20 protein-coding genes are annotated in these 22,015 nt (G+C 57.6%); 12 read left to right on the forward strand and 8 right to left on the reverse strand.

Annotated features, from left to right (window positions below):
• The first annotated feature begins 126 nt into the window (after positions 1-126).
• Entirely contained in the window at positions 127-639 is a 513-nt protein-coding gene (locus AC1MDT_RS12935) for a sigma-70 family RNA polymerase sigma factor (protein ID WP_480422360.1), read from the forward strand.
• A complete protein-coding gene (locus AC1MDT_RS12940) occupies positions 632-1,375 on the forward strand; it encodes an anti-sigma factor family protein (protein ID WP_480422361.1) in 744 nt (247 codons plus the stop codon). The genes AC1MDT_RS12935 and AC1MDT_RS12940 overlap by 8 nt, the downstream gene beginning before the upstream one ends.
• 129 nt (positions 1,376-1,504) lie before the next feature.
• On the opposite strand, the gene AC1MDT_RS12945 is transcribed toward AC1MDT_RS12940, so the two are convergent.
• The 3 genes from AC1MDT_RS12945 to AC1MDT_RS12955 are packed head-to-tail and all read right to left on the reverse strand — an operon-like array spanning position 1,505 to position 4,962.
• Complete coding sequence (locus AC1MDT_RS12945; protein ID WP_480422362.1) at positions 1,505-2,413, reverse strand: helix-turn-helix domain-containing protein; 909 nt, start codon at positions 2,411-2,413, stop codon at positions 1,505-1,507.
• Positions 2,410-3,828 (reverse strand): aminotransferase, encoded by a 1,419-nt coding sequence (locus AC1MDT_RS12950; RefSeq protein WP_480422363.1) that lies wholly within the window; start codon positions 3,826-3,828, stop codon positions 2,410-2,412. Before AC1MDT_RS12950 ends, AC1MDT_RS12945 begins: the two co-directional genes overlap by 4 nt.
• Positions 3,829-3,858: 30 nt before the next feature.
• Positions 3,859-4,962: a polyamine ABC transporter substrate-binding protein gene (locus AC1MDT_RS12955; protein WP_480422364.1), complete on the reverse strand. Its 1,104-nt coding sequence runs from the start codon at positions 4,960-4,962 to the stop codon at positions 3,859-3,861.
• 229 nt (positions 4,963-5,191) lie between these two features.
• On the opposite strand from AC1MDT_RS12955, the gene AC1MDT_RS12960 reads away from it, so the two are divergent.
• Both AC1MDT_RS12960 and AC1MDT_RS12965 read left to right on the forward strand, forming a co-directional pair.
• A complete protein-coding gene (locus AC1MDT_RS12960; RefSeq protein WP_480422365.1) occupies positions 5,192-5,974 on the forward strand; it encodes an enoyl-CoA hydratase in 783 nt (260 codons plus the stop codon).
• Complete coding sequence (locus AC1MDT_RS12965; protein WP_480422366.1) at positions 5,971-7,152, forward strand: acetyl-CoA C-acyltransferase family protein; 1,182 nt, start codon at positions 5,971-5,973, stop codon at positions 7,150-7,152. Before AC1MDT_RS12960 ends, AC1MDT_RS12965 begins: the two co-directional genes overlap by 4 nt.
• Before the next feature lie 1,552 nt (positions 7,153-8,704).
• On the opposite strand, the gene AC1MDT_RS12970 is transcribed toward AC1MDT_RS12965, so the two are convergent.
• Entirely contained in the window at positions 8,705-8,959 is a 255-nt protein-coding gene (locus AC1MDT_RS12970) for a hypothetical protein (RefSeq protein ID WP_480422367.1), read from the reverse strand.
• A gap of 36 nt (positions 8,960-8,995) precedes the next feature.
• Entirely contained in the window at positions 8,996-9,379 is a 384-nt protein-coding gene (locus AC1MDT_RS12975) for a DUF6124 family protein (protein WP_480422368.1), read from the reverse strand.
• A 418-nt stretch (positions 9,380-9,797) separates the two neighbouring features.
• On the opposite strand from AC1MDT_RS12975, the gene AC1MDT_RS12980 reads away from it, so the two are divergent.
• Together AC1MDT_RS12980 and AC1MDT_RS12985 are read left to right on the forward strand one after the other, a co-directional pair.
• Complete coding sequence (locus tag AC1MDT_RS12980) at positions 9,798-10,397, forward strand: transcriptional regulator (protein ID WP_480422370.1); 600 nt, start codon at positions 9,798-9,800, stop codon at positions 10,395-10,397.
• Positions 10,387-11,265, forward strand: a complete 879-nt coding sequence (locus tag AC1MDT_RS12985; RefSeq protein WP_480422372.1) for a queuosine precursor transporter — start codon at positions 10,387-10,389, stop codon at positions 11,263-11,265. Before AC1MDT_RS12980 ends, AC1MDT_RS12985 begins: the two co-directional genes overlap by 11 nt.
• Before the next feature lie 58 nt (positions 11,266-11,323).
• On the opposite strand, the gene queC is transcribed toward AC1MDT_RS12985, so the two are convergent.
• Positions 11,324-12,013 (reverse strand): 7-cyano-7-deazaguanine synthase QueC, encoded by a 690-nt coding sequence (queC, locus tag AC1MDT_RS12990; RefSeq protein ID WP_480422374.1) that lies wholly within the window; start codon positions 12,011-12,013, stop codon positions 11,324-11,326.
• 250 nt (positions 12,014-12,263) lie between these two features.
• Between queC and AC1MDT_RS12995 the strand changes: the two genes are divergently transcribed.
• The 3 genes from AC1MDT_RS12995 to AC1MDT_RS13005 all read left to right on the forward strand — a co-directional run bounded on the left by AC1MDT_RS12995 (position 12,264) and on the right by AC1MDT_RS13005 (position 16,346).
• Positions 12,264-13,433, forward strand: a complete 1,170-nt coding sequence (locus AC1MDT_RS12995) for an aromatic ring-hydroxylating oxygenase subunit alpha (RefSeq protein WP_480422376.1) — start codon at positions 12,264-12,266, stop codon at positions 13,431-13,433.
• Between the two features lie 168 nt (positions 13,434-13,601).
• Positions 13,602-15,263: a choline dehydrogenase gene (locus tag AC1MDT_RS13000; RefSeq protein WP_480422378.1), complete on the forward strand. Its 1,662-nt coding sequence runs from the start codon at positions 13,602-13,604 to the stop codon at positions 15,261-15,263.
• Positions 15,264-15,272: 9 nt separating this feature from the next.
• On the forward strand, positions 15,273-16,346 hold the full coding sequence (locus AC1MDT_RS13005) for a GlxA family transcriptional regulator (protein ID WP_480422380.1): 1,074 nt from the start codon (positions 15,273-15,275) through the stop codon (positions 16,344-16,346).
• Positions 16,347-16,348: 2 nt separating this feature from the next.
• Here AC1MDT_RS13005 and AC1MDT_RS13010 read toward each other — a convergent pair whose 3' ends face one another.
• Positions 16,349-17,077, reverse strand: coding sequence for a class II aldolase and adducin N-terminal domain-containing protein (locus AC1MDT_RS13010; protein WP_480422382.1), 729 nt, complete (start codon positions 17,075-17,077; stop codon positions 16,349-16,351).
• Positions 17,078-17,202: 125 nt separating this feature from the next.
• A complete protein-coding gene (locus tag AC1MDT_RS13015; RefSeq protein ID WP_480422384.1) occupies positions 17,203-18,336 on the reverse strand; it encodes an MFS transporter in 1,134 nt (377 codons plus the stop codon).
• 100 nt (positions 18,337-18,436) lie between these two features.
• Between AC1MDT_RS13015 and AC1MDT_RS13020 the strand changes: the two genes are divergently transcribed.
• From AC1MDT_RS13020 to AC1MDT_RS13030, 3 genes are all read left to right on the forward strand, one after another.
• A complete protein-coding gene (locus AC1MDT_RS13020; protein ID WP_480422385.1) occupies positions 18,437-19,201 on the forward strand; it encodes an AraC family transcriptional regulator in 765 nt (254 codons plus the stop codon).
• A gap of 96 nt (positions 19,202-19,297) precedes the next feature.
• A complete protein-coding gene (locus AC1MDT_RS13025; protein WP_480422387.1) occupies positions 19,298-20,419 on the forward strand; it encodes an HlyD family secretion protein in 1,122 nt (373 codons plus the stop codon).
• Positions 20,416-22,008: a DHA2 family efflux MFS transporter permease subunit gene (locus AC1MDT_RS13030; protein ID WP_480422389.1), complete on the forward strand. Its 1,593-nt coding sequence runs from the start codon at positions 20,416-20,418 to the stop codon at positions 22,006-22,008. Before AC1MDT_RS13025 ends, AC1MDT_RS13030 begins: the two co-directional genes overlap by 4 nt.
• The last annotated feature ends 7 nt before the right edge of the window (positions 22,009-22,015 follow it).

Genomic DNA, 22,015 nt, shown 5'->3' on the forward strand with positions numbered 1-22,015 from the left:
CGCAACGCAGCCTCGTGCCTCGGCAGCTGCTACAAGGATTGGCGTCGTGCTTTGGAAAAAGGCTTTTCACCGGGAATAAAATGCGGCATACCACGGTTATAGGGGTGAGACAGTGCGGGAACCACTATGAAGCGATTTGAGGAACTGTTTGCGCCCCACCTGGACGCGGCCTACAACCTCGCGCGCTGGCTCACTGGCAACGACAGCGCCGCGCGCGATGTCGTGCAGGAAAGCGCCCTGCGAGCCTTCAGATTTTCGCACCGCTTTGCCGACGGCAACGCCAAGGCCTGGTTTCTGACCATCGTGCGTAACGAAAGCTACACCTGGCTCAAGGCCTCGGCCGGACACCGTTGGGTTGCTATCGGCGATGAACTTTGCGAAGACGACGCGGCGCTGAGCCACAGTCAGACCCCGGAACTGCTGGCCATTCACATGGAAAATGCGGCGCTGATCCAGCAAGCCCTGTGCGCCCTGCCGCCGGCGTTTCGCGAGGTGATTGTCCTGAAAGAGCTCGAAGACATGCCCTACAAGGACATCGCCCTGGTGGTCGACATTCCCATCGGCACCGTCATGTCGCGACTGGCCCGAGCTCGCGCCATGCTCAAGCTCGAACTACTGAAGTTGTACGATCATGAATGAACTCGACTGCACGGTTTGCCAGACGCTGATGAGCGGCTATCTGGACAAGGAACTTGATCCTGCGACGGCGGCGACGGTGGCCGGGCATTTGGCCGAGTGCGCCGAGTGCGCGCGGCGGCATGATCAGGCGAGACTGCTGATGCTCAGCGTGAAGCGCCACGCGCCGTATTACGCGGCGCCGGCGTCGTTGACTGCCAGTGTGTTCGCCCTTGACGCCCCCCCTGCACGCACTGCCGAGCGTTGGCGAAAATGGTTCGCACCGGCTTTTTCAGCAGCGGCGCTGAGCTTGGCGGTGGTGCTTTATGTGGCAACGCCTGCCAGCGAGCAGCCGTTGATGGACGAGGCGGTCTCCAGCCACGTCCGCTCATTGATGGGCGAGCATTTGAACGATGTGGTTTCGTCCGACCGCCATACCGTGAAGCCTTGGTTCACCGGCAAACTCGACTTCTCGCCGCCGGTATTCGATTACTCGGCACAAGGCTTTCCGCTGTTGGGTGGGCGCCTGGATTATCTGCAGCATCAGGCCACGGCAGCCCTGAGTTATGGGCGGGCCAAGCACATTATCAACGTGTTTATCTTGCCAACGCCGGAGGCCGATAAACCGCGACAGAGTCAGACGATTCGTGGCTTTAACGTGGTGTCCTGGCAAGCGAACCACATGCGATTTGTGCTGGTTTCCGATCTGGAGAAAAGTGAACTGGAGGCGTTCAGCCAGTTGCTCAAGAACGGCGGGTGAACGAAAGGCGAAGACTGAAAAAACTGTAGGAGCGAGCTTGCTCGCGATAGTGTGTCAGCTACATTGATGTCGACTGACACACCATCGCGAGCAAGCTCGCTCCTACAGGGGTCGTGGTCAACCCTTGGCTCAGTGCTTGCGCAACCATTCGATGAACAGCGCAAACAGCTCCGACTGTGAACCGATATCCAGCTTCAGATAAAGATTCTTGCGGTGCATGCGCACCGTTTCCGGCGAAATACTCAACTGGCTGGCCGTGGACTTCACGGAGTGCCCCCTGAGCACCATGTGCGCCACTTCCCGCTCGCGTTCGGTCAACAAGTCGCAGCCAAATTGCTCGAAAGCCGACTGCACCCGGTGCTTGAGATCATCGCGCAAGCCTTGATCGTTACTGCTCTGCATCTCGGTACTGCACGGCATGCCACGCTGACTGAACTCGCTGATAAATTCGCGCACCAGCGGTTCGACGGCGCGCAGCAGGTTGAGCTGTTCGACCCGCAGGCATTCACCACCGAACCCCTGAAAGAGGCTGACGGAAATCTTCGTGTCGTTGCCCGTATCGACGATGTAGTAGCTGTCTTCCGAACAGCCCGCATTCAGGTAGTAAGTCTTGTAATAGTCACTGTCGAAAAAGTTGTCCGGCGCAATTTCCTCCAGGTGATAGAACCCTTGCGCCAACCCTTGCTCCACCGCCAGACAGAACGGGTCTAGCAAATAGCCCCCGGAAAAATAGCGTTCAAGGATCGAGACCTGATACTCCTGTGCGATACCGCGCTGATGCAACAACTGTGGCGCACGGTCCTTGCGCTCCAGGCTGATCATCATCGATTCGATGGACACCAGTTGCGCCAACGCTGACGCCAGGTATTGCAGTGCGTCAGGCTCGTCGATATGGGCGAATGCCTCGCGCATTCCCCCATGCCATTTGTGCAGTGCCCCAAAGGGCAATGCGATCAGCGTATCGTCGTTTGGTTTGCTCATGCCGCGCAGTCTAGCGGGTGAGCCGGCACCGGGTAAAAGCCTGTCTGGCGAACTCATTGCCCGAAATACTGACCGTTCGCCTGAAGCTCGGCCGCCACTTCAAGAATGCACACCCGCAGGGTCTCGACGATTTCATCGACCTGGGCGCAGGAGAGAATCAGCGGCGGCGACATGACATTGAGGTGCATGATCGGCCGCACCAGCAACCCTCGGGACTGCGCACGGGAATGAATCATCTCACCGATGTTGATTTCATCGGCAAATAACGCCTTGGTGTGTTTGTCGGCGACGAACTCCACGCAGGCCATGAACTTTTGGCAGCGCACATCGCCCACCAGCGGCAAATCGCTGAGTGTCGCCAATCGCTCTTCCAGATAAGCGCCGACAACGTCGACATGTTCCAACAGGTTTTCCCGCTCGATGATCTCGATGTTTTTCAGTGCCGCCGTGCAGCACACCGGATGACCGCTGTAAGTGAAACCGTGGGTAAAGCAGCGACCCTTGCCCGGTTCGGCGATGACTTTCCAGATACGGTCGGAAAAGATGCAGGCGCCCAGCGGCAAATAAGCAGAGGTCAGCCCTTTGGCCGTCGTGATGATATCGGGCTGCACATCGAACACGTCGTAGGACGCGAAGAACTTGCCCAAACGGCCGAACGATGTCACCACTTCATCGGCGACAAACAGAATGTCGTAGCGCTGGCAGACTTCCCACATGCGTTTCAGGTAACCCTTGGGCGGAATAATCACCCCGCCCGACCCCATGATCGGCTCGGCAAAGAAGCCCGCGACCTTGTCCGCACCAATGGACAGAATCTTGTCTTCGAACTCGTTGATCAGAAATTCCAGAAACTGTGCCTCGTCCATGCCGTCCGGTGCGCGGTAGGGATTGGGATTGGAGACGTGGTGAATCTTGTCGTTGGCGTAATCGAATTCCGGGACACGGTCGGCGGCCTTGTTGCCGATCGACATCGTCAGCATCGTGGAGCCGTGATAGGCGTTAAAACGGGCGATGACATGTTTCTTTTCCGGCTTGCCGCGGCAGTTCTGATAGTACTGAATCAATCGGTACGCGGTGTCCACGGCGGTAGAACCGCCGGTGGTGAGGAACACATGATCGAGATCCCCCGGTGCCAGGCTGGCGAGCTTCTCGCACAACTGGATCGCGACGTTGTTGGACATGTCGGAAAACGGATTCGAATAGGCCAGTTGCCGCACCTGATCGGCAATCGCCAGGGCCATTTCTTCGCGGCCCAAACCGATGTTCGTGCACCACATGCCGCCGACTGCATCGAGAAAACGGTTGCCCTGAGCGTCGTAAATATAGGCGCCATCACCGGCCACAATGTTCAGGGAGCCCTGCTCGGCATGTTCGTCGAACATGTGATAGCCGTGCATGTAGTGGGCTTTATCGGCCTTGACCAGTCGGGACTCATCAGCGGCGGACAATACTTGCTTAGTTGGAGTAGCCATACAAAAACCTCAAACCGAATAGTTGAACGATCAGATCCCGCTCTTCACCGTGCTCCAGACGCGCGTGATGGCGCGCATGTCTTTCGCGTCCTGGGTCTTTTGCGGAAACAGCCGTTGACGTATTTCGTCATCGGGATAAATCGCCGGATTGTTTCGCACACTGGCATTGAGCAACGGCGTGGCCGCCGCGTTGCTGTTGGCGTAATTGATGTAATCACTGACGTCGGCCATCACTTGTGGCTGCATCAGGTACTCAAGAAACTTATGGGCATTGGTGACGTGCGGTGCGTCGGCCGGAATATACATATTGTCAAACCAGATCAATGAACCTTCCTTGGGAATGAAATAGGCCAGATTGATCTTCAGCTTGGCTTCTTCGGCGCGGGCCATAGCGGTCGCATAGTCGCCGGACCAGGTCATGGCCATGCACACATCGCCATTGGGCAGACTGGTCAGGTAGTTCACCGAATCGAATTTCCTGATGTACGGCCGCACGGATAACAACAAATCTTGCGCGGCTTTCAGATCGGCCGGCGCAGCACTTCTTGGGTCACGCCCCAAGTACATCAGCGCCAGGGGAATCACTTCCGTGGGGGCATCGAGCAGGGTGACGCCGCAGTCGGCGAAGCGCGAAACGATTTTCGGATCGAAGATCATCGCCAGCGAACCAATCGGCGCGTCCGGCATGCGCTCCCTGATCTTGTCGACGTTGTAAGTGATGCCGTTACTGCCCCAGGTATAAGGCGCCGAGTACTTCGTCCCGGCGTCATAGCCCTGCAAGTCCTGCAAGACTTTCGGGTCAAGGTTGCTCCAGCCGGGCAGCAACTTTTTATCCAGCGGCTGGAATACCTTGGCCTGGATCAGCGGTGGCGCAAGGGAGGCATTCAATACGACCAGGTCATAACCGGAATGGCCGGTGAGCAATTTCGCCTGGACCGTTTCATAAGCATCAAAGGTGTCATAAATCACTTTGATGCCGCTGGCCTTCTCGAAGTCCGAAATGGTTTTTTCGCCAATATAGTCCGCCCAGTTATACAACCGCAGCGTATTGGCATCATTGACTTCGGCGCCATGGACGCTGACTGACAGAGGGACAAGGAACACACTGAAAATCAACTTGAATGCCTTGCGCATAGCAAATTCACCTTATCAAGCAGGTTCCGTTCTGGATGACCGGATGAATCCACTATCGAGCGATTCGGCAAACGGCACCATACCCCGAATGGGTGTGTGCGCCGGTTTACCTGTACCGGTGTGGCGCAACATGGCAAAAAACAGCAGTTTGGTTGACTCGTTTTGTCATAGCAGCGGCGCAGGTCAGGCGCTTAGAGTGCCTTACGCAACAAATACGCAGAGGCACTCAATGACCGACCTCATCAAACAACAACGTAACGACGGCGTGCTGACGCTCACGTTTGACCGCCCCGACAAGCTCAATGCGCTGAATAACAGCATGTACACGCAGCTTGGCGACCTGTTGCTGGCGGCGGACGAAGATGACGACATCGGCGCGATTATCTTCACCGGTGGCACCACATGCTTTACCAGCGGCAATGACCTGGCGGACTTTCTCCAGCATCCGCCCACCCATCTGGACAGCCCGGTGTTTCGCCTGATGGGTATCGTCACCCACCTGAAAAAGCCGATGATCGCAGCCGTTTGCGGGGCGGCCATCGGGATTGGCACCACGTTGCTGTTGCATTGCGATCAGGTGCTGGTCACGCGAAACGCCAAGCTGCGCATGCCGTTCGTGAACCTGGGCCTGTGCCCGGAATTCGGCGCCAGCCTGTTGTTGCCTCGCCTGCTCGGCCATGCCCGTGCGGCGCGTTTACTGCTATGGGGCGACAGCCTCGACGGTACCGCCGCGGTCGCGTGTGGGTTGGCTAATGAAGTGTTCGACGACGGGCAGCAGTGTCTGGAGGCCGCGCAGAGCATGGCCCGGCGACTGCTGTCCATGTCTCAGGATTCCCTGCGCCAGACCCGGCAATTGCTCAAACAACCGTTGATGGCAGAACTGCAAGCCACCCTCCGCCAGGAAAACCTGTTGTTCATCGACCGTTTGAACAGCCCTGAAGCACAGACAGCGTTGAACGCCATACTTAATCGCAGTACAGAAAAGAACCCATCCAAAGGAAAGCCGTCATGAACACCCCAGAAGTTTTTGTAGTCAGCGCCGCACGTACCGCCATCGGCACCTTCGGTGGTTCGCTCAAAGACGTTCCTCCGGCCGATCTGGCGACCACGGCCGTCAAAGCTGCATTGCAACGCTCCGGCGTGGACCCGGCGCAAATCGGTCACCTGGTGATGGGCAACGTGATCCCGACCGACACCCGTGACGCGTACATTTCCCGCGTTGCCGCGATCAACGCCGGCATCCCGAAAGAGACACCCGCCTACAACGTCAATCGCCTCTGCGGTTCTGGCCTGCAAGCCATTATCAGCGCAGCCCAGACCTTGATGCTGGGCGACGCCGACATCGCCATCGGCGCCGGTGCCGAGTCCATGAGCCGCGGCCCGTACCTGCTGCCTTCGGCCCGTTGGGGTGCGCGCATGGGCAACGTCCAGGCGATCGACTACATGCTGGGCATCCTGCATGACCCGTTCCATGGCATCCACATGGGCATCACCGCCGAGAACGTTGCCGAGCGCAACGGCATCACCCGCGAAATGCAGGACGCTCTTGCCCTCGAAGATCAGAAGCGCGCCGCGTTCGCGATTGCCAACGGTTACTTCAGCGAGCAAATCGCCGCCGTCGAAATCCGTGATCGCAAGGAAACCAAGCTGTTCTGCGTCGATGAACATCCTCGCGCCACCTCTCTGGAACAGCTGGCGCAGATGAAGCCGGCGTTCAAGAAGGACGGCTCGGTCACGGCCGGCAATGCTTCGGGTCTGAACGATGGCGCCGCTGCGCTGGTCATGGCGACCGGCAACGCGGTTCAGGTCAACAACCTGCGGCCTCTCGCCCGCCTGGTCAGCTATGCCCATGCCGGTGTCGAACCGGAACTGATGGGCCTGGGTCCGATTCCCGCCACGCGCCTGGCGCTGAAGCGCGCTGGCCTGACGGTGGCTGACCTGGATGTGATCGAAGCCAACATCGCTTTTGCCGCTCAAGCCTGCGCGGTCAGCCAGGAACTGGATCTGGACCCGGCCAAGGTCAACCCGAACGGTTCGGGTATTTCCCTCGGCCACCCGGTGGGCGCGACGGGGGCGATCATTGCTACCAAAGCCATCCATGAACTGCACCGCATCAACGGCCGTTACGCGCTGGTGACCATGTGCATTGGCGGTGGCCAGGGGATTGCGGCGATTTTTGAGCGGGTTTGAGGGGTTGCTCGATTGGGGGCATATCCGTTTTTGCGGTAATGGCTGCTTAGGGTTCCGCCCTTACGGCGGGTCACTTTGGAAAAGCCCCAAAGTAACCAAAGGGCTCTTGCCCCTTTCGTTCGGTGCCTCGCTTAGGCTCGGCATGCCCTCGCTCCGGTCCTGCTCCGTGGGCCCGCCGCCATCGGCCATCCATGGCCGGGGGCGGCTAACCCGGCATCCATGCCGGGTTGCCCACTGCGCAGAACCTGCGCTCGGCCTCTCGAGGGGGCGGTGCCTCAAGATCAACAGCTGAAGGCGAGCTAACGCTCGGCCTGATGAGTGGTGAAAATCAAAAGCGGTACGCCGATCTGCTTTCTGTAGGAGCGAGCTTGCTCGCGATGGACTTGAGAGCAACGCGTTTATTCAGGAAGAACGCGTTATCGTTAACGTCCTTCGCGAGCAAGCTCGCTCCCACATTTGGATTTTCGCTGGCACACGGAACTGGTGTACGCCGCCGATCTATTGTGGGAGCGAGCTTGCTCGCGATGTTGCACAGCCAACACCTGCGTGCCTGACACACCGCCATCGCGAGCAGGCTCGCTCCCACATTTGGATTTTCGCCGGCACGAGACTGGTGTACGCCGCCGATCTATTGTGGGAGCGAGCCTGCTTGCGATGTTGCACAGCCAACACCTGCATGCCTGACACACCGCCATCGCGAGCAAGCTCTCTCCTACATTTGGATTTTCTCTGGCACGGGACTATCGTACGCCGCCGATCTATTGTGGGAGCGAGCCTGCTCGCGATGTTGCACAGCCAACACCTGCGTGCCTGACACACCGCCATCGCGAGCAAGCTCTCTCCTACATTTGGATTTTCTCTGGCACGGGACTAGCGTACGCCGCCGATCTATTGTGGGAGCGAGCTTGCTCGCGATGTTGCACAGCCAACACCTGCGTGCCTGACACACCGCCATCGCGAGCAGGCTCGCTCCCACATTTGGATTTTCGCCGGCACGAGACTGGTGTACGCCGCCGATCTATTGTGGGAGCGAGCCTGCTCGCGATGTTGCACAGCCAACACCTGCGTGCCTGACACACCGCCATCGCGAGCAGGCTCGCTCCCACATTTGGATTTTCGCCGGCACGAGACTGGTGTACGCCGCCGATCTATTGTGGGAGCGAGCTTGCTCGCGATGTTGCACAGCCAACACCTGCGTGCCTGACACACCGCCATCGCGAGCAGGCTCTCTCCTACATTTGGATTTTCTCTGGCACGGGACTAGCGTACGCCGCCGATCTATTGTGGGAGCGAGCTTGCTCGCGATGTTGCACAGCCAACACCTGCGTGCCTGACACACCGCCATCGCGAGCAGGCTCGCTCCCACATTTGGATTTTCGTCGGCACGAGACTGGTGTACGCCGCCGATCTATTGTGGGAGCGAGCCTGCTCGCGAAGGGGCAGTGTCAGTCAACATCAATGGCGGATTGCAGTCCGCCTTCGTCGGAACGCCGCCCGGAGTAGCCTCCCACAAGTTTTGCACCATTCATTACGCCCAATGGCGCCCTTTTCTCTACGTTGAAACCTGCCCCTGCAATCGTCGTCCCACGACATCCAGCAAATCACAGCCATCGCGCAGTGAAGTCACCAACACCCGCGCCAACTCACTGTGGACACCCTCGCTAAACGCAAAACTTTCCAGCAGTTGCGTTGCGGTACGAATGCGGTAGGCCGCAATTTCATGCAACACGTCCAATGGCGCCTCAGTGTCGATCAGCAACGATGGAACGCTGCAGTCGATGCCGGTAACAGGCATGTATCGATCCATGACGAAAAACCTCCATAGGGAAAAGGACACGACTTTTCAGCGTTGGCAGTTAGACGGCACATCAGACGATCCCCGAGGTGGTTCCAGGTTGTCCAGCGCTCGATTGACCAGCAACTCGCCCAGCGCGGACAGTTGCTGAATGGCCAAAATCACATGGCGGCGCGGGCCTTCCAGTTCACGGGAGAGATCGGTGGCCATGACACTGAGGGAGGCAAGGGTTTCAGAGGCGTGACAGAGCAGGGACTCCGTGTCGACATCCGCAACGACGGCGAAGAAATGACTGGCCGGTTCGGGACGATAGGGATTGCGCAGGGGCACGCTGACGAGTTGTTCGGTGACTTTGGAATGATTGGATGAATCGACGGTGGCGCCGGCCGGAAGGCCTGACGGTTCGGTAGCGATTGGGCTGGACTTTTTCATGCCGGAGCTCCTTGCAAGATTAAGGAAGTTCTTGTCTCTTGCCTTCAACCAGATTTGATTGAAGGTGATACATGGCGGAACGGTAGATTTATTACCAGAAAATTCAATTTAATTAACCAAATAAATGAACATCTGTGTAATTAAATGATTCTTGCCACTGACCACAAAAAACTGCACAACATCGCAAATGATTCATCACTTCATAATTGCTGTAAGACCATTCTTCACCCAGTGTAGGCAACGTCTTACATATTGTGGCAGCACCAAGCCACGCGATGAAAAACCATTTAATTTTGTTGGCCCTGTTTGAAAAATTATCTTTTTCGTCCGCATGACAGCTGTGTAGGATGCAGCGCTCAAAGAGAATCTCCTCCGTACGCGCAACCTATTGTAACAATAGCTAAATGGTAGATATTGAATGCACAAGAAAGACAGAACAGACAAATTAAAAAACAACATCAAGTATCTGATAAAGAGCCGTGGAGAGACTCGGCTTTCCTTGTGCAATTCCAGCGGCTTGACCCGGACAACCATCTATAACATTTTGGAAGGGAGGGTTATACACGTACAACAATCTACAATTCGAAAGATATCGGATTTTTTTGGCGTGTCTTATAAGGAAATAGAGACGGTTGATTTTGAAGAAAAAGAAATTATAGAGAGTAGTTCATCCCCGGACGGAAATATGAATCCGGCAGCGGTTCCGGTTATTAAGGAGAGTTTACTGATTCAGAGCCTCGACAAAAGAATTGGTGAGTTGTCCATCACACATCCGCTAACCTATTACTTCGGCCCAGCCTGCAATTTAATAGGCGTGCTTCTGGAGAATGAAATCAGCGGAATGAACGAGGCAGGAGATATTTTAATAGTAAAGAGGGGGTTGTCAAATGGTAACGGAGATAAGCTGGCGTACGACAAAATAACAAAAAAGCCAACCATAATCAGTGGCGATTATTTTGACTCTGATACGACTTGCATTATTGGAGACGTGATCGAGGAGCGGTTTAATGGAAAGTAGCAATGGAGTAGAAAACAGAAAATACAAACTGCTGGGATTTGAAAAAAACAAAAACCTTGTCGTGATTATGGTGATTTCCACAGGAAAAATTATAAAAATAAAGCTAGCCGAGGTATTAAGAAGCGAAATAATAGATAACCTGAGTAAGGGGGAAGTCAAGGATATATACCGCAAACATTACTCTGGAGGGGCTGCGCTCACGACCTACGAAATGAATGATCGTAATGAAAGGTCTTGGATGATTTATGTCATTCTAAATATGCTTCTACTTTCACTTTACATCTTCTCAAATATCGCCGCGACCAAACTTGTTTACCTGGAATGGTTCAATCTTGTAATTCCCCCTGCTGTTTTTATTTACCCTTTGACATTTTTAGTCGTTGATTTGTTAAACGAAACTTACGGACTTAGACTGGCAAGGAGGGCCCTTCTATTTGCATTTTCAAGCAATGCACTAATTATTTTACTGATGAACGCTGTTGTTTACCTACCTGGATTACCCGGGTGGAAGCTTGATGTACCGTATACAGAAGTCGTCACTCATGTATCGTCCGTTCTAGTCGCGTCATCAGTCTCATTCCTTTTTTCCGAATACGTAAATTCGTATTTGCTTTACAAGATAAAAGAGCTAACAAACTCCAGATTTCTTTTTTTGCGCGTATTCCTTAGCACTTTCTTCGCAGTGATAATAGACAGCATTCTTTTTTGCTACATTGCGTTTTACGGCGCAATGCAAAATAGCGACATACTCAACATGGTTTACGCGCAGATAGCTATAAAGATGTGTTTCGCTGTATTTAACATTTTTCCAGCATACGGAGCAAGATCATTATTTAAAAGTTACATTGCAGAGCCCAAACCAGCTTGAACCAAGGGAGAGCGCGGGTATTTAAAGTTACGCACTCTCCCAGCAACACAATATTGTTTTACAATCCTATTTTTAATTTTAGATTATTCAAAACCTCCGCTCCGCTATCCAGAAACTCAATCAATCCTTTTGCTCGGAGAGCACATGCATCACAGTCGCCGCATCCACTTCCGATTACGCCATTGTAACAAGTCAACGTCTGATAGCGAATCAAATCCAGCTGCTTATGGTAATCAGCCAAGGCCCAAGTCTCAGCTTTGTTTAGCCGCATGAGCGGCGTCTCAATTCGCACCTTATAGTCCATACCCAAATGGATAGCGCTGTTCAATACCTTAACAAACTCATCGCCACAATCGGGATAGCCCGAACTCTCTGTTTCACAAACACCGGTGATAACAGCCTCAGCGCCCACTTGATAGGCATAAATAGAAGCCAATGTTAAAAACAGAATATTCCTGCCAGGTACGAACGTATCTGGAACGCCGTTGCCCGTACTCCTTTCAATGGGAATGTTGTTTTGCGTCAATCTGCTAATGGCCAGTTCATTCAGCAATGAAGCGTCGAGTACTTTGTGCACCATCACGCCAAGCTGTTTTGAAAGCTGCTGCGCCACTTCAATTTCCGCACGATGGCGCTGGCCGTAATCAAACGTAATGCAGTGAATTTCATCGTACATCGGCAATGCATGGATCAAGCAGGTGGTCGAGTCTTGTCCGCCACTGAAAACGATAACGGCCTTTCTAGTCATGGTTCGTTCTTCCCTGGAATGTCCCTGCGGGGTGCGGGGGCTGTTGACCCTACCGGGAAGCTCAAATTCTGGCTGTGGGAAGCTTCCGAAATGATCGTCTCCGATTTCCGTTTGTGTCATCTCTTTGCCGCTTGATGATTTCTCCCATCAACTGGTCGCAATCCATCAATCCTGCCCCCTCCCCGCGCCCTAGATTAACTCTCAGAACACGTCGCCGTGCCGTGCGGCCAGTCACTGTGGAGATCGCCTCATGCAAAACTTCCAAACCCGCAAACAGCAAAGCCCCGTCGAGGGTTGGGACCATCAGGACCCGGAAGAAGCGTTCACCCTGCCCTCGCGCTATTTCTTCGACGAGACCCTGTTCAAGGCCGAGCGCGACAACATTTTCATGCACGCCTGGCATGTGGCCGGGCACGTCAGCGAGTTCGCCGAACCGGGTCAGTACGTGGTGACGGATCTGTTTGATCAGAGTGTGGTGGTGGCGAAGAACCGTCAGGGCCAGATCCATGCCTTCCACAACGTTTGCCAGCATCGCGGCAATCGCCTGCTCGAAGCGCGTCGTGGCACCACGGGCGGGGTGGTGCGCTGCGCCTATCACTCGTGGTGCTACGAAATGGATGGCAGCCTGCGCAGCGCGCCGCGTTGCGAGAAGATGAAGAACTTCGAGTTGCAGCAGTTCAACATTCCTCAGATCCGCACTGAAGTGTTGGGCGGCTTCGTCTACTTCAACCTCGACCCGGCCGCGCCGTCGCTGCGCGATCTGTTTCCCGGGGCCGATGAAGAAATGCGTCGGGTGTTTCCCGACCTTGAGAACATGCGCCTGATCGAGGAACAGGACGTGATCGTGCCCGCTAACTGGAAAGTGATCATGGACAACTCCATCGAGGGTTATCACTTCAAGTTGTCTGGACCGTGCCATATCGACCTCGCCAGGCTGATCGACTTCAAGGGCTATCAGTTGAGCAAACGCGACAACTGGTGGACTTACATCGCGCCGGCCAATCTGTCGGTGAGTGAGGCCTACGGTGTGCCGCTGAAGCCAGATGTGAACCCAAACGAATGCTTCTTCAACATTGGCATGTGGCCGAACAACACCTTCTATACCTTCCCGTTTTCCGAGTTTTTGGGCTCGTTCATCATGATCCCGCTGGACGCCGAGCGCTCGCTGCTGCGCTTCGGGTATTACTCCAACAATGCGGAAACCGCTGCGGTCACCGAGTCGTGCATGAAGTGGATGAATGAAGACCTGGGGCCGGAAGACATTGCGCTGAATATCTCGGTGCAGAAAGGCCTGCATTCCCTGGGTTACGACCAGGGCCGCTACATGATCGACGCCCAACGCAGTAATGAAAGTGAGCATCTGGTGCATCACTTTCATCGGCTGGTGTTCAACGGGATTCATGGTCCGTCCGCGGTCTGAATCTGTCAGTTCAACGCGGTCCATGTGGGAGCGAGCTTGCTCGCGATGGCGGACTGACATTCAACATCTTGGTCGACTGGAACTCCGCTATCGCGAGCAAGCTCGCTCCCACAGGTTCCGTGTTGCAACTGGCTGATCGGCTTTTTCATTGATGGAGTACACCGAACCATGGCCGAGCATGAGTTTGATTACCTGATTGTGGGCGCAGGGTCAGCCGGCTGCGTGTTGGCCAACCGCTTGGGCGAAGATCCAGCGGTGCGGATTCTGCTGCTGGAAGCCGGGCCGGCGGACAAGAGCTGGACTATCGACATGCCGTCCGCGGTGGGAATTGTGGTCGGCGGCTCGCGCTACAACTGGTGCTATACCTCCGAGCCGGAACCGTATCTGGACGGTCGGCGGATCGGCACACCACGCGGCCGGACGCTGGGCGGTTCGTCGTCGATCAACGGCATGGTCTATGTCCGTGGCCATGCGCGGGATTACGACGGTTGGGCTGAGCAAGGGTGTGACGGCTGGAGTTATCAGGAGGTATTGCCGTACTTCAAGCGAGCACAAACCCATGCCGACGGCGCAGACGATTACCGAGGGGCGACCGGGCATTTGCACGTCACCGCGGGCGATACACAAACCCCGTTGTGCGCAGCGTTTCTGGCGGCCGGTGCCGAGGCCGGGTATGGCGTGAGCAGCGACTTGAATGGCTATCGCCAGGAGGCCTTCGGGCCAGTGGATCGCACCACGCGCGACGGACGTCGCTGGAGCACTTCGCGGGGTTATCTGAGCGAGGCGTTGGCGCGGGGCAATGTTCGCGTGGCGACCGATGCGCTGGCGTTGCGCATTCTGTTCGATGGCCATCGCGCCATCGGGATCGAGTACGAGCAAAACGGCGAAACGCATCAGGCCCACGCCCGGCGTGAAGTATTGCTGACGGCCGGCGCGATCAATTCGCCGCAACTGCTGTTGCTGTCCGGCATCGGCCCGGCAGCAGAATTGCGGGATATGGGGATCACGGTCAAGCATGACTTGCCCGGTGTTGGCCGCCGCCTTAACGATCACCCGGACGCGGTTGTGCAGTACCTGTGCAAGAAACCGGTGTCGCTGTATCCGTGGACGACGGTGCCCGGCAAATGGTGGATCGGTGCGCGCTGGTTCGCCACCCACGATGGCTTGGCGGCGAGCAATCACTTCGAAGCCGGGGCCTTCATTCGCTCGCGGGCGGGCGTTGAACATCCGGATCTGCAACTGACGTTCATGCCGCTGGCGGTGAAACCCGGCAGCGTCGACCTGGTGCCGGGCCACGCGTTTCAGGTGCATATCGACCTGATGCGCCCCACCAGCCTGGGCAGCGTGACCCTGAACAGCGCCGACCCTCGACAGCCGCCGCGCATCCTGTTCAATTACCTGAAGACCGAGCAGGACCGAGCCGACATGCGCGCCGGTGCGCGGTGGGTGCGCGAGATCATCGAGCAACCGGCCATGGCCGCGTTCAAAGGTGACGAGTTGGTGCCCGGCCCCGATGCCCAAAGCGACGAGGCGCTGGACGCTTGGGCCAGACAGGTCACGGAAACCGGCTACCATGCCAGCGGCACCTGCAAGATGGGGCCGATTGACGACGTCGAAGCGGTGGTCGATGCGCAATTGCGCGTGTATGGCCTCGATGGCTTGCGCGTGGTGGATGCCTCGATCATGCCGCAAATCGTCAGCGGCAACACCAACGCGCCAACGGTGATGATCGCGGAAAAAGCCAGTGACATGATTCGCGGCAGGCCACCGCTGCCCAGCAATGATGTGCCGGTGTGGATTCATCCGCAGTGGCAGACGCGGCAACGATAGAGATGACTTATGAGTAATCAACCGTCCGACAGTGCTCCGCCCGTGCAAACCCGCTTCACCTGGCGGCGTGGCGAAGTCGCGCCGCTGCGGGTGGCGGTGCTGCTGTTGCCGTCGTTTTCCAACTTCGGCCTGGCGGCGGTGCTCGAACCGCTGGCCATTGCCAATTGGCTGACCCAACGCCCGTTGTTCCAGTGGTCGCTGCTGTCCCTGGACGGCGAGCCGGTGCAGGCCAGTAATGGCCTGATGACCGTGGCGAACGACCGTCTGCGCGCCGATCAGGGTTTTGATGTGTGCCTGGTGATCGCCAGTTTCGATGTGCACAAACACAGTCCAAACCTGGCGCTCAAGAGCTGGCTGCGCAAACAGGCGTTGTTCGGCGCGGTGTTGGCGGGCGTGGAAACCGGTACGGAATTACTCGCAGCGGCCGGTGTACTCGATGGCTATGAAGCCGCGGTGCATTGGGACAATCTTCAGGGCTTCCAGGAGAGCTACCCGCGCGTTCATGCCAAGCCGCAGCTCTACACGCTTGAGCGTCAGCGTATGACTTGCGCTGGCGCGACCACCACGCTGGACATGCTGCTCGGCTGGATCGACCACACCATCGACAACGAGTTGGCGCGGGAAATCGGCATGCACCTGCTGATGGGCCAGGTGCGTGCGCCAGCGGACAATCAACTCGACGGCGGCCTGACCCATACCGGGATGTATGGCAGCAAGATTCGCCGTGCGGTGCAACTGATGGAGAAAGCACTGGAGGAGCCGCTCGATTGCGAAGCGATTGCCAGTCAGGTTGGTTTATCGCGGCGGCAACTGGAACGCCAATTCAAGCATCAAACCGGCCTGTCGCCGCTCAAGTACTACATCACCCTGCGTCTGGCCAAGGCCCACAGTTTGCTGCAACAAACACGCCTCAGCGTCGCCCAGGTGGCAGCGTGCTCCGGGTTCGGTTCGCTGGAACATTTTTCCCGCACCTACCGCGCCCGTTTCGGTTGCCCGCCCAGCGAGGATCGCCGCCAGATCTGGAGCGCCCCGGTGATGCGCCAGCCGCTGCGCAAAGAGCATCGGCCAGCCGAGGCGGATTGATCTCATCGCCGATAATCCGCCTCCTCCTCGTCCAGAATCCCCATCAGCGCATTGAAATGCTTGTCGGCAAAGCCCGGATAGTCGAGCCATTGCCGGCAGGTCTTGCGCGCGACTTCATCACTGGCAATGCGCAACTTGAGGCCTGTGGACAGCGCGGTGATGTAGGTCTCGCAGGCACGCTCGAAGTAGTACAGATCATCGAACGCCTGGGCGATGGTCGGCGCCGCGACCAACAGACCGTGGTTGCCCATCAACAGAATCGGTTTATCGCCCAGTAGGTGACTGACGCGTTCGGCCTCGTCCCCCAGACCCATGCCGTCGAACCCGTCATCGATGGCCACCCGCTCGAAAAACCTCATCGAGTTTTGCTCGAGGGGCGGCAGCCGCGAATCCGCCAGGCAGGCCAGCGCCGTCGCGTATCGGGAGTGGGTATGCAGAATGCAACGGGCGTGCGGCTGATTGCGGTGCAAGGCGCTGTGCAAGGCCCACGCGGTGATGTCCGGCGCGTCCGGGCGATCGAGGCTGGCGGGATCATCGGCATTCACCAGCAGCAGGTCGCTGGCCTTGATCCGCGAGAAATGCGTGCCGTAAGGGTTGATCAGAAATTCCCGACCGTCACCGGATACCGCCACGCTGAAGTGATTGGCGATGGACTCGTGCAAGTTCAGCCGCGCGGCCCAGCGAAAGGCGCAGGCCAGGCGAATTCTCAGTTGTTCGACAGGTTGGCTCATGGCATCCCCAGTGTTCGTTATCGATTGTCTGGCAGTGTAGAGAGACGCCTTGTGCGCACTTGACGGGAAACGACATTGACTGCCGTTATCCAGCGGCACGGCGATGGCGCAGTGCCGGAGAACGATCAACCAGTGGATTTTCTATCGGTCGACGCCAGTAGCAACGCCACCGCGCCACACAGCATCAATGTTTCACCCAGCGCTTGTCCCCAGGCTGCCAACATCAACCCACCGCCAATCAACAGGTAGTACAGCAATCCAAACAGCGCGCCAGCCGTTCCCAGCCGATCGCCATAGTTCACCAGTGCCGAGCCGAGGATGTTCGGGATTGCCATGCCGAACGCCAGCACCACCAGCAACATCGCCAGTACAAATACGGCGCTTTCTTCAAGCAGCAAGACGCCGCTGGCCCCCACCAAGGTCAGCGCCGCCGCCACCTGAATCAGTTGCGACCCCCTTACGCCTCGTTGCAGCAATCGCTTGTTGAGCCACGCCCCGAGGCCGGAGCCAAGGGCCAGAATCACGCCGCTGTAGCCGAACAGCTGCGCACTCAGGCCCAGGCGTTGAAACATGAATGGGCCGAGACTGTAGTAGCTGAACAGGGCAATGTTGAACAACGCCACTAACAGCGTCGAATACCAGATATCGCGGTCACGCAGCATTCGCCACAGCGTCTCGAACAGCGGGGGCGTCTTGACCGGCTGCGGCCTGGTTTCCGGCAAGGTCAGCAGGCACCACAGCCATAACGCCGAGGACACCAGAAAAAGACATCCCAACACCCCTCGATAACCGAAGGCCTGCACCAAACTCGCGCCAGTGAACAGGCCGATGGCCGGACTGGCCGCCAGTGCGATGCCCATGACTGAAAACACCTGCGCCAGTTCCGCGCCCTTGAAGCGGTCGCGCAACAGCGTTTGTGTGACGACCGAACCGACCGCCGCACCAAACGCGGCCAGCGCCTGGGCCATCAGCAGCGCATCGAACGTACGGGCATTCAGCGCCAGGATCGAAGCCCCCGTGTACAACGCCAGACCGGCGAGCATCGAGGGTCGTCGGCCAATCCGGTCGCACATCCGGCCCCACACCACCACGCCAAACGCGAAGGCCAGGAAATACACGGAGAGGATTTGCGCAGCCTCTTGCGAGCCGATGGCAAACGCTTGGCCGATGTCCACCAGTGCAGGGCTGTAAAGGGTTTGAGCGATCTGCGGAAACATCAGCAAGGCGATGGCCAACATCGTTAAATTTTTCGAATTCATCACACCTTCTCTTTTCAAGAAAAACTGCCGAGCAGCTTAAGAAGTCGTGACTGACGTATTATCTGAATTCCGCCAATTAATCGTTTAAATCGGACAAACCATGGCCTGGCTCGACGCCCACGCACCCTTCGATCCCGACAGCTATCAGGCGTCGGTTATCGGTATTGCTGCGACCCTTGGCAATCACGACTCCGGCGTGCATCAACATCAACGCGGACAACTGTTGTTCACCCGCCAAGGCTGCACGCGCATTACGCTGGCGCAACAGCTATGCCTGCTGCCGCCCTCCCGCGCCGCTTGGATTCCACCGGGAGTCGCCCATCGAGCAGTGATGCAACACAGCGTCGACTACCGGTCGATTTACCTGCTACCCGAGTTGTGCGCCGAGCTGCCGCAACATGTCTGTGTGATTGAAGTCAGCCCGTTGCTGCGAGCCGTGCTGGAGGCAATCGCCCACACCGACTTCGGCACCGATTGGCAGCAGGGCCGGTTTGTTCATTTACTGGGTCTGTGCCTGAGCGAAATTCGCGACGCCGCGCACCAACCGATGCTCTTGCCATTACCTCGCGACAAACGCCTGGCACCGCTCCTCTCCACTGTCGAGCACTTGCCGCCGGAGCTTCAGGTTCTGGAAGCGCAAGTCGGCGCCAGCGGCCGAACCATTGGGCGAATCTTCCAGCGTGAAACCGGCATGAGTTATCAGCAATGGCGCCAACAGTGGCGGCTGATGCGCGCCATCGAGCTGCTGTCGACGGGGCGAAACATCGGCTACAGCACGTTCGAGCTGGGTTTTTCCAGCGACAGCGCATTCATCGCCTTCTTTAAGGACATGACCGGTTTTACGCCCGGCACGTGGCCCAAATAATTACCTGACGGCCGGCAACAAAAATCATTTGCCACCAAATATTACATGCGTCATATTACAAGCGTAATAAACACCCGTTTCCACAGGTATTCGTCCATGACCAGCATGCCCAGCCTTGAACCCGACCTCGCCGTCCCGGTGAGTGCACCCAAGCCTCCCCTGCTCAAACGGTTGATCCTGCTGATTGCGTTCATCGCTGCCTTGGTGTTCGCCGGGCTGTACGCCACCCACTGGTGGACCGCCGGCCGCTTCATCGAAGAAACCGACGACGCCTACATCGGTGGCGACGTGACGGTGATCGGGCCGAAGGTGGCGGGTTATATCGAAGAAGTGCTGGTCACTGATAATCAGCAAGTGAAGGCCGGCGATGTGCTGATTCGTCTCGACTCTCGCGACTACCGCGCCAACCTGGCCAAGGCTGAAGGCGCAGTGGCCGCTGAAGAGGCCTTGCTCGCCAACCTCGATGCCACCGAACAATTGCAACAGGCCGTCATCGGCCAGGCTCGCGCCGGCATCGATGCCGCCGGTGCCGAAACCGCCCGCTCCCGGGATGACGATGCTCGCTACAAAAAACTGGTGGGCAGCAACGCCGTCTCGGTGGAAAGCGCCCAACGGGCCAACGCCACCTTCAAGACCGCCCAGGCCCAAAGCGCCCGCGCTCAGGCTGAACTGCTGGCGTCGCAGCGGCAATTGAATGTGATCGCCACCCAGAAACAGCAAGCCCGCGCAGCGTTGATACAGGCAAAGGCCGAACGTGACCTGGCGCAATTGAACGTGAGCTATACCGAACTGAAAGCCCCCGTGGACGGCGTGATCGGCAATCGCCGGGCGCGGGTCGGCGCTTATGCGCAGGCCGGTTCGCAGTTGCTGTCGGTGGTGCCGTCCAGCGGTTTGTGGGTCGATGCCAACTTCAAAGAAGATCAACTGGCGCGCATGACGCCCGGCCAACGGGTGGTCATTCATGCCGACGTGCTCTCGGGACAGGAATTCCACGGTCATCTGGACAGCCTGGCCCCGGCCAGTGGTTCGCAGTTCAGCGTATTGCCACCGGAAAACGCCACCGGCAACTTCACCAAAATCGTGCAGCGGGTGCCGGTGCGCATTCAGTTGGATCCGGCTGATGGTGTGCTTGGTCATTTGCGTCCAGGCCTGTCAGTGACCGTGCAAGTGGATACGCGCAAGGCGCCTGAAATGCCAGCCGTGGCCAGCGCGCCATGAACCGCGCCCTCGCCGTCCCCGCCCAGCCATTCAATGCCGCCGACCTGGCAACGGCGACCAAGGTGTTCGCCTTCGCCTCGATGTGCATCGGCATGTTCATTGCGCTGCTGGATATCCAGATCGTTTCCGCCTCGTTGCGCGACATTGGCGGTGGGCTCTCGGCGGGCACCGATGAAACGGCGTGGGTGCAGACCAGCTACCTGATTGCTGAAATCATCGTGATCCCATTGTCCGGCTGGCTGTCCCGCGTGTTCTCGACGCGCTGGTTGTTCTGCGCCTCGGCGGTGGGTTTCACCTTGGCCAGCCTCCTGTGCGGCGCAGCCTGGAACATCCAGAGCATGATCGCCTTTCGCGCCCTGCAAGGTTTTCTCGGCGGCTCGATGATCCCGCTGGTGTTCACCACGGCGTTCTTTTTCTTTACCGGCAAACAACGGGTAATCGCTGCCGCAACCATTGGTGCGGTGGCTTCGCTGGCACCGACCCTCGGTCCGGTGATCGGCGGCTGGATCACCGATATTTCCTCTTGGCACTGGCTGTTCTACATCAACCTGGTACCGGGGATTTTCGTCGCGGTGGCGGTGCCGATGCTGGTGAAAATCGACCAGCCGGAACTCTCGCTGCTCAAAGGCGCCGATTACTTGAGCATGCTGTTCATGGCACTGTTTCTCGGCTGCCTGGAATACACCCTGGAAGAAGGCCCGCGCTGGAACTGGTTCAGCGACAGCACCATCCTGACCACGGCGTGGATCAGCGGCCTCGCCGGCCTGGCCTTCATCGGCCGAACCCTGCACGTGGCCAACCCGGTCGTCGATTTGCGCGCCTTGAAAGATCGCAACTTCGCCCTCGGCTGCTTCTTTTCATTCGTCACCGGGATCGGCCTGTTCGCCACGATTTACCTGACGCCGCTGTTCCTCGGTCGGGTGCGTGGCTATGGCGCGTTGGACATTGGTCTGGCGGTTTTTTCCACCGGGGTGTTCCAGATCATGGCCATTCCGCTGTACGCCTTTCTGGCCAACCGCGTTGACCTGCGCTGGATCATGATGACCGGCTTGGGGCTGTTCGCCCTGTCGATGTGGGATTTCAGCCCGATCACCCATGACTGGGGGGCCAAAGAACTGCTGCTGCCGCAAGCCTTTCGCGGAATTGCCCAGCAACTGGCGGTGCCGCCAGCGGTGACACTGACGCTCGGCGGACTGGCACCCGCGCGGCTCAAACATGCTTCGGGGTTGTTCAACCTGATGCGCAACCTGGGCGGCGCCATCGGCATCGCCGCGTGTGCGACCATTCTCAACGACCGGACCAACCTGCACTTCACGCGGTTGGCAGAGAACCTCAACAGCACCAACGAAGCCCTTAACCAGTGGCTGTCCCAGGTCGGCAACAACTTCGCCGCCCTGGGCCAGAGCGGCGATGTCGGGGTGACCGCCAGCCTGCATCAGCTCTGGCTGCTGACCTACCGCGAAGCCCAGACGCAAACCTATGGCGACGCGTTCCTGATGATCATGGTCTGCTTCATCATCGCCACGGCGATGGTGCCCCTGATGCGCAAGGTGCAACCACCGGCCGCGCCGAGTGCCGATGGCCATTGAGGCTCGC

The organism is Pseudomonas sp. ASL7 (assembly GCF_056680375.1).